Origin of the sequence: Arsenicitalea aurantiaca (assembly GCF_003994485.1) — a bacterium.
Classification (GTDB): domain Bacteria; phylum Pseudomonadota; class Alphaproteobacteria; order Rhizobiales; family Devosiaceae; genus Arsenicitalea; species Arsenicitalea aurantiaca.
The window spans coordinates 328,468-340,224 of sequence record NZ_RZNJ01000001.1 but is presented as its reverse complement, the minus strand read 5'-3'; the positions used below and the strand labels follow the sequence as shown (position 1 = coordinate 340,224).

Sequence of the window (11,757 nt, the reverse complement as noted above, 5' to 3'; positions counted from 1 at the left end):
GTCGTACGCCATTGGTTCTCTGAGTTGAGAGCATGTAGACCGGCGCGATGCGGACGCGCAGACGGTCTTATCATCGCCGGAATCTGACCTATATATGTTCATGATCCTGCATGTGCCGCCAGGACATGATGGGGTCGCTCTGCCCGCTTGCGGGGGAAAGGGGTGCATTATGGCCCAGTCAAATCTGCCCGTGCTGAGTTCCGATGGCGGCCTCAGCCGGTATCTACAGGAAATCCGGAAGTTCCCGATGCTGGAGCCGGATGAAGAATTCATGCTCGCCAAACGGTATCGCGAGCACGAGGATCCTGCAGCTGCCCAACGTCTGATCACGTCGCACCTGCGTCTCGTGGCCAAGATCGCCATGGGTTACCGTGGCTATGGCCTGCCGATTTCCGAGGTGATCTCGGAAGGCAATGTGGGGCTCATGCATGCGGTCAAGCGGTTCGAGCCGGACAAGGGCTTCCGGCTCGCGACCTATGCGATGTGGTGGATCCGCGCTGCGATCCAGGAATATGTCCTGAGGTCATGGTCGCTCGTTAAGATCGGCACGACTGCTGCCCAGAAGCGCCTGTTCTTCAATCTGCGCAAGATCAAGGGACAGATCGCGGCGCTCGAAGACGGCAACCTGCATCCCGACCAGATCAAGCACATCGCGACCACCCTCTCGGTGTCGGAGGACGACGTCGTTTCGATGAACCAGCGCCTTTCCGGCGATGCATCGCTCAACGCCCCGATGCGGGCCGATGAAGGCACGTCCGAATGGCAGGACTGGCTGGTCGACGACACGCCGGATCAGGAGACGGTGCTCGGGAACTCCGAGGAGTTCAACGAGCGCATGGCTTTGCTATCGGACGCCATGGGCGACCTCAACGACCGCGAGAAGGCGATCTTCCAGGCCCGGCGGCTGAAGGAGAATCCTTCCACCCTCGAGGAGCTCGCGCAGGAATACAATGTGAGCCGTGAGCGCATCCGCCAGATCGAGGTCCGCGCCTTCGAAAAGGTTCAGGATGCGGTCAAGGAAGCGGCGCGCACCCGGTTCCGCGAAGACGCCTAACCGTCTAGAGGCTGAAATTCACGCCCGGCGCTGGAAAGCGCCGGGCCATTATTTTGCGCTCTGCCCTGCCATTTCGATCAGGGCCATCAGATTGCGCTGGCCCAAGATCAGGAGGTACGGAGCGGCACCGGGCTCGGGCTCGATGCTGAACGTGCCGTTGGTCGCGACGTTCGAGGTGCCCGTGCGCCCACCTGGCTTCAGTTCCACGCCTTGTAGCGGATAGTCGAGCCCCTCCGAACCGAGAAACCGCGCGGGTCCCAGCGGATGGATCGAGATCCGTTCCCCGCGACCGACGGTGAACCGTACCGGACCCGTCGCGGCCAGCGCCACGTCCTCTTCATCGACGAGAATGAGCGCCCGTTCATGGGCATGCCTCAATACCGCGTCGAGCGCCGCCAGCGTATGGTCGAAGCGCCCGCCGGTCATGCCTAGCGCAACGGTCACCGGTGCGCGCGTGCAGTAGAGAGCCTTTTCAAAATCCGTCGTCTCCTGCTCGGCGACGTGGATCACGCGTGTCCGCCTTGCCCAACCTTGCGGGTCGGCGAGCGAATCGAGGTCTCCGATGATGGCATCGGGCACCACGCCGGCCTGCGCGATGAGGTCAGCACCTCCGTCGGCACCCACCATATGGGCCCCGCTCGCGACCAGACCGGCCAGAATGTCGAAATCGACCCGCCCGCCGCCCACGATGACGAGCGTTCGCGAAAAACTCAGCAGCGGCGGACCGATCCGCTCCGATGCGGGCACTTGCAAGGCTTACCAACTCTATTTAAGTCTGGGGTTGTCTCGCTGGGGTGTTTCGGGCCTGCCCGAAACTGAGAAATACCCATTGAACCTGAACCAGGTCATGCTGGCGGAGGAAGTTCGAGATGGCAAGGGCACGTGCCCTCGACCATTGACGCATCACCTTCTCACATGGCCGCAACGGGAATGCCAGCCATTCCATGAGGAAGGTAGAGCCATGCTCGATCTGACCCGCACCACGCTTGCGGTCGCTTTCACCCTTGCCGGCGGCGCCTACGCCGTCGCGCAGGACCTGCCCCGTCTCACCGTCTACACCTATGACAGCTTTGCCTCCGAATGGGGCCCAGGCCCGGCACTGAAGGCAGGCTTTGAAGCCCAGTGCACCTGCACCATTGACTTCCTGGGCACGGACGACGCCATTGCGGTTCTTCGCCGCGTCCAACTCGAAGGTGCGGCGACCGAAGCGGACGTCGTCGTAGGCCTCGACACGGCGATTGCGGGGGAGGCCCGTGCAACGGGGCTCTTTGCGGAGCACGGGCTTGATCTGAGCGGCCTGGTGCTCCCCAGCGAGTGGACCGACGCGCAGTTCGTCCCCTTCGACTACGGGTATTTCGCCTATGTCTACAACACCGAAGCGCTGCCCGAACCGCCGACATCCTTTGAAGAACTGATCGCGCTGCCGGACGACTTCAAGATTGTCGTTCAGGATCCGCGCTCATCCACGCCGGGTCTCGGGCACCTGCTGTGGATCGAGGCGGCCTATGGCGAGCGTGCGCCTGAAATTTGGGCCGGCCTTGCCCCGCATATTCTCACCATGACGCGCGGCTGGTCGGAGGCCTATAACCTCTTCCTCTCCGGGGAAGCGGACATGGTCCTCTCTTACACCACATCGCCCGCCTATCACGCGGTGGCCGAAGATGACGATCGCTTCGCCTATGCGGAATTCTCCGAAGGCCATTTGCCCCAAGTGGAAGTGGCCGGCATCCTCGCCTCCTCCGACCAGCAGGATCTGGCGCGCGATTTCCTCGCCTATCTGACCTCGCCCGAAGGCCAGGCGGAGATCCCGACGACGAACTGGATGTATCCGGTGGTCGATCTGGGGGACGCGCTTCCCGAGGCCTTCACCGCACAAGCGCAGCCCGAAACGATCCTGGCCCTCGACGAAGACGCCGTCACTGCCAACAGCCGGCTCTGGATCGAGCAGGCCCTTGCCGCCATCCGCTGAGCGGCTCTCGCGTCCGTATCGCCCGTTCCGGCTCGCCGCCGGGGCGGGCTTGTCGCTGGCCATTCTGGGCCTCGTCATTCTGGTTCTGTCGTCCATTCTCCGCGCCGCCGGGGCGGAAGGAGAGAGCGCAGCGCTGCGCGTCGATATCCCTCATCTCCTGCGCATGAGCGCCATCCAGGCCGGGCTTTCGACTGCCCTGTCGCTGTTCGTCGGACTGCTCATTGCCTGGGCGCTCAACCGGCTGCGCTTTTTTGGCCGTGATCTCGTCATCGCGCTTTTTGCTACCGCAATCGTCACCCCGGGCGTCGTCGTGGCCTTCGGTCTTCTCACCATCTGGGGACGCAATGGCTGGATCAACCGCACGCTCGAAGCGCTTCTGGACACGGGGATAGGCAACCCGATCTTCGGGCTTGGCGGCATCCTTCTTGCTCATGTGACGCTGAACGGCGCATTTGCCGCGCGCATCCTCCTCGCCCGCCTCGACGCCATTCCAGCGGCGCGCCTCAAGACCGGGCAGAGCCTCGGGCTCGGTGCGTTCGAGCGTTTCCGCATTATCGACTGGCCGATGCTCCGCGGCACGTTGCCGGGGCTCGGGGCGATCATCTTCCTTCTTTGCTTCACCAGCTTTCCCATCGTCCTGCTGCTCGGCGGCGGGCCGGCAAACCAGACGCTCGAAGTCGCGATCTACTCGGCCGTGAGGCTCGATTTCGACCTCCGCGGCGCGGTCGTTCTCGCCCTCGTGCAGATCATCGTGTGTTCGGGCATCATCCTTGCGACCACAGCCCTCTCCCCCGTTCCGGCATCGACGGGCCCCTCGCGTGCTCAGACCTGGGCGGACGGGACCATGGCCCGGCTTCTGCAATGGCTGGTCCTCGGCCTGGGGCTTGGGGCATTTGCCCTCCCGCTCATCGTCGTTATCGTCGATGGGCTGGGACCAGGCCTTGGCCGCGTTATTGCCAGCAGCAGCTTCTGGAGCGCAGCCATTGCTTCGGTAGCCATCGGGCTTGCCTCTGCCACCCTCACCCTGGCGCTGGCGCTTGCGCTCGGCCTCGGCCGCGCCGCAGCGACAGACAGGTGGCTGAAGCTTGTGCTTGGGCTCCCCGCCTTCGCCTATCTTGCCGTACCCGCAATCGTCCTCGCCCTCGGGTTCTTCCTCTTCGTGAGGGACATGGGCGTTTCGCCCACCCGTGCGGCGCCGATCGTCCTCGTGCTCGCCAACGCCCTGCTCGCCCTTCCATTCGCGATCGCAACCCTTGGGCCACCGCTCGAAGCACTTGCAAGCAGCAGGGGCCGGCTCATCCGCGCACTCGACATCGGCGGTTTCCGACAGTTCCAACTGCTCGAATGGCCCCTGCTCGCCCGCGACATGGGCGTCGTCTTTGCGCTCGCTTTCTGTTTCTCGCTCGGCGATCTGGGCGTCATCTCCCTCTTCGGCACGGATAGTTTTTCGACCCTGCCCCTGCTGATGGTGCGCGCGCTCGGCGCCTATCGCACCAATGATGCGGCGGTTATCGCGGCCCTTATTCTCCTACTTACCCTTTTTGCCTTTCTCGCCCTGCCCCGCCTCTTCGCATGGATTGCAAATGCTCGTTCTCGATGATGTGAGGTTTAGCCATGGCGCAAATGGCACGCCCTATCGCTTTTCGATGAGCGCGGCTCCGGGCGAGGTGACCGCCATCTCGGGTCCGAGCGGATCGGGAAAGTCGACCCTCCTCGACCTGATCGCCGGTTTCCTGAGGCCCAGCAGTGGAGCAATCAAGCTCGACGGTGTAGACCTCCTGCCGCCCCGGCCGGAACGCCGACCGCTCTCGATCCTCTTCCAATCGGACGCGGTTTTCGATCATCTGAGCGCCGGAGCGAATGTCGCTTTGGGCCTTCCCCGCAATACGCCGCGCGCAGAACGCGGGGGGGCGGTCTCCCGCGCACTCGCGGACATGGGGCTCGCTGGGCTCGAACGTCAGCGCGCATCGACGCTTTCGGGTGGCCAGAAGCAGCGCGTCGCACTGGCGCGGACGCTCCTGCGTGACAAACCGCTGCTGTTGCTCGACGAACCCTTTTCCGCTCTCGATGACGAGAACCGCGCTCGGATGCGGGCGCTCATCGCGCGGCTGACGGCGGAACGCGGCTGGACGACGATCCTCGTCAGCCACCATGAAGACGATATCGCAGCCCTTGCCCGCCAGACCTATGCCATCAGGGATGGGGAACTCGTGCCCTCTACCATGGCGGCGCCATAGAAAAAGCCGCCGGATGGGTCCGGCGGCTCTCGAGGCTCGGTTGGTCTACTGCGCCGAAGCGCTGTCGGCCCAAGTGTCGAACACGTCGGTGAAGAGCGCTTCTGCCTCGGCGTCCTTTTCGAGCGTGATGATCGCCCGCCGCCCGGTCGCATAGATCAGCGCAAGGTCCATCCATTTGCGTCCGGTGAGCAGATTGATGTTGGTCGTCGTGTCATCCGGCGTTGCGCTGAGGGCAAAGAGGAACGAATTGCCCACGACACGGGCGGACGCACCGATCAGCGGCGTGCCCTGCACGAGTTCCTCGTTCTTCAGCAATACCCCGGGCAATCCAGCGATCGAACCGCCGATGAAGCTGTCGGTTACGGAGAAATTGATCTCCATCAGATGGCTTGCGGGCAGCGCCGGATCGGCATTGCGGCGGATGAGAAGGTCGACCCCGAGATTGCGCGCCGGAATCGAAGCGCTCCCGACGAGCGTGGGCGCCCCGGTCTCGTCCGTGCCGCGGCTCCACTCGACGGTGCCCGAAAAAGGCACGGCGCCCGTCTGTCCGCTTTCGGCGGCCTCGAGCAGCAGCGACTGGCTGCCGGCACTGACTTCAGGAAGCGCTGCCACCTGGGGATCGGCAGGCGTTGCCGCGCCATCGTCGGTGGGCAGGCGCTCTTCATTGGGCGCCGTCGCACCGGGCGCCTGCGGCGCAAGGGCAAGGGGCGAATCTGCATTGGGGGCGGCCGTCGCGGCGCTGCCATTGGGAATACTGGGCAGCCGCTCCTGGCTTGGCAGCACCGGAGGCGGCTCGACGGGCGGGGTCGAGGCGACGTCGTTTATTGCCTCGAGCACCGGCGCGGGCGTACCCGGCTCGATCTCGGGGACGCTGGCCTCTTCCACCACCTGCCCTCGGCCGAACATGGCGTCGAGATCGACATAACCTTCCCGCCACGCCCACACGCCGGCACCCCCGGCACCTGCAAGCAGCACGATGAAGATCAGAAGGAAGATCGTGACAGCGCCGATGCCGCCGCGCTCGGTCTCCTGCCGGGCGCGCGGGAAAGCTGCGTCGCCGACCGGCGCGCCGCGCTCACCACGGCCGCGCTTGGCGCCGCGAGCCGGTTTCTCCGGCCGTGATGGCTTCTCCGGCCGTTCTGCCTTCTCCTCACGCTTTGGCTTGTCATCCTTGCGTGCGAGCGGCGGCTCCGGCGCAATATCGGGCGCCTTGTTCCGGCTGAACAGCCCCTTCTTGGGCGCCGCAACGGGCGTGACTTCGTCGCGATCGATGGCGATCTCAGCGACCGGTTCGGCATCCGCCTTCTCGCCCCGGGCCTCGCGATCGAGGGCCGCAATGGCGCGGTCAATGGCGCCTTGCGGATCCGAATTGGTTTGCTCGACCTCAACTTCGCGGACGCTCGACATGGCCGGCGAAACGGCCTCCGGCTCGGCATAGCCGGGCTCGACGTCCGGCTTGCGCATCGCCGCCTGGCCGCCATTGAGCGCAACGGCATCGCGGCGCGGCTCGAAACTCGGCCCACGCCGTCCGGCGTCATAAGGCTTGTCCGACGGTATCGCGAACACGGTGGTCGCCGGGCGCCCTTTGGCCGCCTCCGCACGCGCAACGATCGAAGGCACGGGCTTGCCGCCATTGCGAAGCGGTACAGGAGGGGTAACCGGCTCCTCTTCAGGCGCTTCGTCCTCTTCGATTTCAGCCGGCACCGGGGGCTGCGCCTTGGGGACGATCTTGTTGGCTGGGTTCGCCCGGGCCGCGATCGGCGTCGGCTCCATTTCGGTCAGATCGGCCGCTGCGATGATCGCTTCAATTGAGGCGGGATCGGCCTGCTTGGGCGATACGATGGGCGCGGCGACCGGCTTGGGTTCAGGCCGGGAGGCTGCCGCGCGGGCCTTTGGCGCATCGACGAAGGCGGGGGCGGGCGGCGGTGGTGGCGCCGAGCGGCGGGGTTCCTGATGGGCCTGGCCCATGCCGGCGATCACCGCTTCGCTGGCTTCCTGCTCCACCTGCCGGATGCAGTCTTCGAGTTGCAGCCGGTGGGCCGTGATGTCACGAGCCGCCAGCGGCGGGTTGATCGCCCGCAATTGCCCCACGAGGGCGGCACGCGCCTTCTCGTAGACGGCGCGGCGCGCGGCGCCGTTGTTCTCGGGCAATGCTTCGACTGCCCGTCTCAGCAGCTCTTTGTAATCCGCCATTCGCTACGAAAACTCACAATGTGCTGCGCTGTTTTAGCAAAAAAACTCAGTCTTGGAACGGGTCATGCACCAATATGGTGTCGTTGCGCTCCGGGCTCGTGGAAAGCATGGCCACCGGCGCACCGATCAGCTCTTCGATCCTGCGGACATATTTGACGGCCTGCGCGGGCAGGTCTGCCCAGCTGCGCGCGCCTGCAGTCGTTTCCGACCAGCCCTCAAGCGTCTCGTAGATCGGCTTAACAGCGGCTTGTGCCCCCATTGAGGCAGGCAAATAATCAATGCGTGATCCTTCGAGCTCATAGCCCACGCAGACCTTGATCTGCTTGAGGCCGTCGAGCACATCGAGCTTGGTCAGCGCAATGCCGGTAATCCCCGAAGTGCGAACAGTCTGGCGCACGAGTACCGCGTCGAACCAGCCGCAGCGGCGCGCGCGGCCCGTGTTGACGCCCACTTCGCGCCCCACAGTCGCCAGGTGCCGCCCGATGTCGTCATCGAGCTCGCACGGGAATGGACCTTCCCCGACCCGGGTCGTATAGGCCTTGGTGATGCCGAGCACATAGCCGATGGCGGTAGGCCCGAGGCCCGAGCCCGCAGCCGCCTGTCCCGCAACCGTGTTGGACGAGGTGACGAAAGGATAGGTCCCATGGTCATTGTCGAGGAGCGCGCCCTGGGCGCCCTCAAAGAGGATGCGCGCGCCCTCGCGCCTTTTGTCGTCCAGCACCCGCCAGACCTGGTCCATGAAGGGCAGGATCTGGTCGGAAATCGTCGTGAGTTCATCATAGATCGCCTGGGCCTCGATCTCGGGCAGGCCCATGCCGCGCCGCAGCGCATTGTGATGGGTGAGGAGCCGCTCGATCTTGGGCAGCAGGGTCTCGGGCTCGCTGAGATCGACGAGCCGGATGGCGCGGCGGCCCACTTTGTCTTCATAGGCCGGCCCGATGCCGCGCCGCGTCGTCCCGATCTTCAGCCCCGCGGTGGCGTCTTCGCGAATACCGTCGAGCTCCCGGTGCAGCGAGAGGATCAGTGGCGCATTGTCGGCAATGCGCAGCACCTCGGGCGTGATCGTCACGCCCTGCGCGCGCAGTTTTTCCAGTTCGGCGACGAAATGGTGCGGATCGACGACCACGCCATTGCCGATCACCGAGAACTTGCCCTGCACGAGCCCGGAGGGCAGCAGGGCGAGCTTGTAGCTGACCCCATCGATCACCAGGGTGTGGCCGGCATTGTGTCCGCCATGGAAGCGCACCACGACGTCGGCGCGCTCCGAGAGCCAGTCCACGATCTTGCCCTTGCCCTCGTCGCCCCATTGCGAGCCGACGACCACCACATTCGCCATTGATTTCATCCCCTGGACGACAGCATTGGCATCCGGAACCAGGCCGGATGCGTCCGTCGCGCCGCAATTCCGGGCGCGCGTCTAAAGCCAGGGGCGCGTTTGCCCCATGGCCAATTGCTGATAAGTCGGGAGCCCGACGATCACAAGAGCTTCGATGACGATTCCCCGCCCTGTTAAGCCGCAGAGCCCACTCGAGGGCCTGTTTTCCAGCCCCTATCTCCTGCTGCTGCTGACCACGGCCTTCTGGGGCGGCAATGTCGTCGCAGGCAAGGCGGCGGTCGGGCACATCGACCCCTACGCGTTGATGATCCTGCGCTGGGGCGGCGCACTGCTGGCCGTCCTGCCCTTCGCCATCGGACCGGTCCGGCGGGACTGGCCGGTCCTGCGCGAGAAATGGTGGCTGCTTTTCTTCTACGGCGCGCTGGGATACGCGCTCTTTAACGTCCTGGTCTATGGCGCCGCCTACTACACGTCCGGGGTCAACACCGCGCTCGATCAGGTGGCGGTCAACATCTTCGTCATGATTCTGAACTTCGCCATCTTCCGGATCAGGGTGCGGGCGCTCCAGCTTGTCGGCGTGGCGTTGACGATCCTCGGTGTCGCGATCACCGCCACCCATGGCGAGCTTTCGCGCCTTCTCGAACTCGACATCAATTTCGGGGACCTGCTGGTCATCATCGCGAGCTTCGGCTACGCCGTCTATTCGCTGACGCTTCGCTTCAGGCCGGCGACAAACTGGCTGAGCTTCCTCGTCTTCACCTTCCTGGGCGCGCTCATTGCCTCGATCGTCTTCCAGTTCATTCTCGGGGGCGGGTTCGGAGCCTTCATCGCCGCCCTGCCCACCATTACCCCCACCGGCTGGGCCATCGTCCTTTACACGATGATCTTCCCCTCGATCATCTCGCAGATGTTCTATGTGAGGAGCATCGAGCTCATCGGCACCAACCGGGCGAGCCTCTTCATCAATCTCATTCCCTTTTTCGGCGCGCTCGGCTCCATTCTCATCCTGGGTGAGGCCTTGATGCCTTTCCACATGGTGGCCGGCATCCTCATCCTCTGCGGTATCGTGCTGGCCGAATGGGCAGCCCGCAAATGAATGTGGCCGCGCTCAAAAGAGCGCGGCCACGAAACGATAGAGCGAATACAGGCTGACCGCGACGAGGCCGAAAAAACCGAACGCCTCGAGGGTGAACCAGAAGGCGAAGGATCGCGGAGTACGCCGCCTCCGGATCCTGCTGCCGCTGCGCTCGGGTATCTCGCCCGAGCGCCAGTTGCGCCAGACCTGCCAGCCGATCAGAACCCCCAGTGGCGCAGACAGCAAGAATGCCAGGCCCGCCGCGACCGCTTCGAGGTTCATCCCGCCCGCCGGTCTCAGAACCGCAGGGACTTGGCCTGCTTGACGCCCTCGAGCGCGGTGATCTGCTTGAGCTGATCCTCATCGAGCACGCCGTCGATCGTGACGAGCGCGATGGCATCCGACCCAACGTCGAGCCGGCCCAGGTTGAAGTTGGCGATGTTGATGCCAAGCTGGCCGAGCAGCGTACCGAGCCGGCCGATGAAGCCGGGTTTGTCCTCATTGGTGATGTAGAGCATGTTCGGCGCGAGTTCGGCCTCCATGTTGATCGACTTCACCTGAATGACGCGCGGCTTGCCATTCCCGAAGATCGTACCGGCAACGCTGCGCTCCTGGCGCTCGGTGATCACGGTGAGCCGGATGTAGCTCTCGTAGGCCCCCTGCTGCTCGCGATTGACCGTCTCGACCTGGATGCCGCGCTCCTTGGCGATGGCAGGGGCCGAAACCATGTTCACGTCCGCAAGCAGCGGCTTCATCACGCCGGTGAGCGCAGCGGCGGTCATCGGGCGGGTGTTGAGCGCGGCAACCGCACCTTCATATTCGACGCGGATCCCCTTGATCGAGGTTTCGGTCAGCTGCCCGGCGAAGCTGCCCAGCATCTCGGCCAGCTTGACGAACGGCGTCAGCCGCGGCGCTTCCTCGGCGGAAATTGAGGGGAAGTTGAGCGCATTGGTGATCTCGCCCGTCATCAGATAGGCCGAGATCTGTTCGGCCACCTGCAGCGCCACGTTCTCCTGGGCTTCGGTGGTCGAAGCACCCAGATGCGGGGTGCAGATGACGTTGGGCAGCCCAAAGAGTGGATTGTCCACCGCCGGCTCCTCGAGGAACACATCGAGCGCCGCGCCCGCAACCTTGCCGGACTTCAGCGCCTCGGCCAGCGCCGCCTCGTCGATCAGCCCGCCGCGCGCACAATTGACGATGCGCACGCCCTTTTTCATCGTCTCGAATGCATCGGCCGAGATGATGTTGCGCGTCTGCTCGGTGAGCGGGGTGTGCAAGGTGATGAAATCGGCGCGGGCGAAGAGTTCCTCGAGTTCGACCTTCTCGACGCCCAGATCCAGCGCACGTTCGGGCGAGAGGAAGGGATCGAACGCGATCACCTTCATCTTGAGCCCCTGCGCACGGTCCGCGACGATCGAACCGATATTGCCGGCCCCGACGATGCCGAGGGTCTTGTTGGTGACCTCGACGCCCATGAAGCGGTTCTTTTCCCACTTGCTGGCGCGCGTCGATGCATCGGCCTCGGGGATCTGCCGGGCAAGAGAGAGCATCATCGAAATGGCATGCTCGGCCGTCGTGATCGAATTGCCGAAGGGCGTGTTCATCACGATGATGCCCTTGGCGGTCGCGGCGGGGATGTCGACGTTGTCCACACCGATACCGGCGCGCCCGATCACCTTGAGGTTGGTTGCGGCCGAAAGAATCTTCTCGGTGACCTTGGTGGCCGAACGAATGGCGAGGCCGTCATACTGGCCGATCACCTCGAGCAGCTTGTCCTTGTCCTTGCCGAGATCGGGCAGGTAGTCGACCTCGACGCCATTGTCCTTGAAGATCTGCACGGCGGTCGGGCTGAGCTTGTCGGAAACCAGAACCTTGGGCATTCCGCCCTCCTTG

10 protein-coding genes and 1 riboswitch are annotated in these 11,757 nt (G+C 64.4%); of the genes, 5 read left to right on the top strand and 5 right to left on the bottom strand.

Features of this window, described 5'->3' with window-relative positions:
* Positions 1 to 169: 169 nt before the first annotated feature.
* A complete protein-coding gene (rpoH, locus tag EMQ25_RS01690; RefSeq protein WP_127186820.1) occupies positions 170 to 1,054 on the top strand; it encodes an RNA polymerase sigma factor RpoH in 885 nt (294 codons plus the stop codon).
* Between the two features lie 48 nt (positions 1,055 to 1,102).
* Here rpoH and EMQ25_RS01685 read toward each other — a convergent pair whose 3' ends face one another.
* Entirely contained in the window at positions 1,103 to 1,801 is a 699-nt protein-coding gene (locus tag EMQ25_RS01685) for a thiamine diphosphokinase (protein ID WP_244606473.1), read from the bottom strand.
* 33 nt (positions 1,802 to 1,834) lie between these two features.
* Positions 1,835 to 1,933, top strand: a riboswitch (TPP riboswitch).
* Positions 1,934 to 2,015: 82 nt separating this feature from the next.
* On the opposite strand from EMQ25_RS01685, the gene thiB reads away from it, so the two are divergent.
* The 3 genes from thiB to EMQ25_RS01670 are packed head-to-tail and all read left to right on the top strand — an operon-like array spanning position 2,016 to position 5,260.
* Positions 2,016 to 3,023 carry a thiamine ABC transporter substrate binding subunit gene (gene thiB / locus EMQ25_RS01680; RefSeq protein WP_127186818.1) on the top strand — a complete coding sequence of 336 codons (1,008 nt, stop codon included), beginning with the start codon at positions 2,016 to 2,018 and terminating at the stop codon, positions 3,021 to 3,023.
* Positions 3,007 to 4,623: an ABC transporter permease family protein gene (locus tag EMQ25_RS01675; RefSeq protein ID WP_127186817.1), complete on the top strand. Its 1,617-nt coding sequence runs from the start codon at positions 3,007 to 3,009 to the stop codon at positions 4,621 to 4,623. The genes thiB and EMQ25_RS01675 overlap by 17 nt, the downstream gene beginning before the upstream one ends.
* A complete protein-coding gene (locus EMQ25_RS01670; protein ID WP_158625914.1) occupies positions 4,607 to 5,260 on the top strand; it encodes an ATP-binding cassette domain-containing protein in 654 nt (217 codons plus the stop codon). The genes EMQ25_RS01675 and EMQ25_RS01670 overlap by 17 nt, the downstream gene beginning before the upstream one ends.
* Before the next feature lie 45 nt (positions 5,261 to 5,305).
* Here EMQ25_RS01670 and EMQ25_RS01665 read toward each other — a convergent pair whose 3' ends face one another.
* Both EMQ25_RS01665 and EMQ25_RS01660 read right to left on the bottom strand, forming a co-directional pair.
* Positions 5,306 to 7,453 carry a hypothetical protein gene (locus EMQ25_RS01665; RefSeq protein WP_127186815.1) on the bottom strand — a complete coding sequence of 716 codons (2,148 nt, stop codon included), beginning with the start codon at positions 7,451 to 7,453 and terminating at the stop codon, positions 5,306 to 5,308.
* A gap of 46 nt (positions 7,454 to 7,499) precedes the next feature.
* Complete coding sequence (locus tag EMQ25_RS01660; RefSeq protein WP_127186814.1) at positions 7,500 to 8,789, bottom strand: adenylosuccinate synthase; 1,290 nt, start codon at positions 8,787 to 8,789, stop codon at positions 7,500 to 7,502.
* Positions 8,790 to 8,943: 154 nt separating this feature from the next.
* Here EMQ25_RS01660 and EMQ25_RS01655 point away from each other — a divergent pair, with 154 nt between their 5' ends.
* Positions 8,944 to 9,885, top strand: coding sequence for a DMT family transporter (locus EMQ25_RS01655; protein ID WP_127186813.1), 942 nt, complete (start codon positions 8,944 to 8,946; stop codon positions 9,883 to 9,885).
* 12 nt (positions 9,886 to 9,897) lie between these two features.
* Here the strand turns inward: EMQ25_RS01655 and EMQ25_RS01650 are convergent, their stop codons facing one another.
* Positions 9,898 to 10,146 (bottom strand): hypothetical protein, encoded by a 249-nt coding sequence (locus EMQ25_RS01650; protein WP_127186812.1) that lies wholly within the window; start codon positions 10,144 to 10,146, stop codon positions 9,898 to 9,900.
* A gap of 14 nt (positions 10,147 to 10,160) precedes the next feature.
* Complete coding sequence (serA, locus tag EMQ25_RS01645) at positions 10,161 to 11,744, bottom strand: phosphoglycerate dehydrogenase (RefSeq protein WP_127186811.1); 1,584 nt, start codon at positions 11,742 to 11,744, stop codon at positions 10,161 to 10,163.
* Positions 11,745 to 11,757 lie beyond the last annotated feature (13 nt).

What these genes read in the sequence shown, in the direction of transcription:
- rpoH (WP_127186820.1), top strand. Translation starts at nt 170, where the DNA reads ATGGCCCAGTCAAATCTGCCCGTGCTGAGTTCCGATGGCGGCCTCAGC.
- thiB (WP_127186818.1), top strand. Translation starts at nt 2,016, where the DNA reads ATGCTCGATCTGACCCGCACCACGCTTGCGGTCGCTTTCACCCTTGCC.
- EMQ25_RS01670 (WP_158625914.1), top strand. Translation starts at nt 4,607, where the DNA reads ATGCTCGTTCTCGATGATGTGAGGTTTAGCCATGGCGCAAATGGCACG.
- EMQ25_RS01665 (WP_127186815.1), bottom strand. Translation starts at nt 7,453, where the DNA reads ATGGCGGATTACAAAGAGCTGCTGAGACGGGCAGTCGAAGCATTGCCC.
- EMQ25_RS01660 (WP_127186814.1), bottom strand. Translation starts at nt 8,789, where the DNA reads ATGGCGAATGTGGTGGTCGTCGGCTCGCAATGGGGCGACGAGGGCAAG.
- EMQ25_RS01655 (WP_127186813.1), top strand. Translation starts at nt 8,944, where the DNA reads ATGACGATTCCCCGCCCTGTTAAGCCGCAGAGCCCACTCGAGGGCCTG.
- EMQ25_RS01650 (WP_127186812.1), bottom strand. Translation starts at nt 10,146, where the DNA reads ATGAACCTCGAAGCGGTCGCGGCGGGCCTGGCATTCTTGCTGTCTGCG.
- serA (WP_127186811.1), bottom strand. Translation starts at nt 11,744, where the DNA reads ATGCCCAAGGTTCTGGTTTCCGACAAGCTCAGCCCGACCGCCGTGCAG.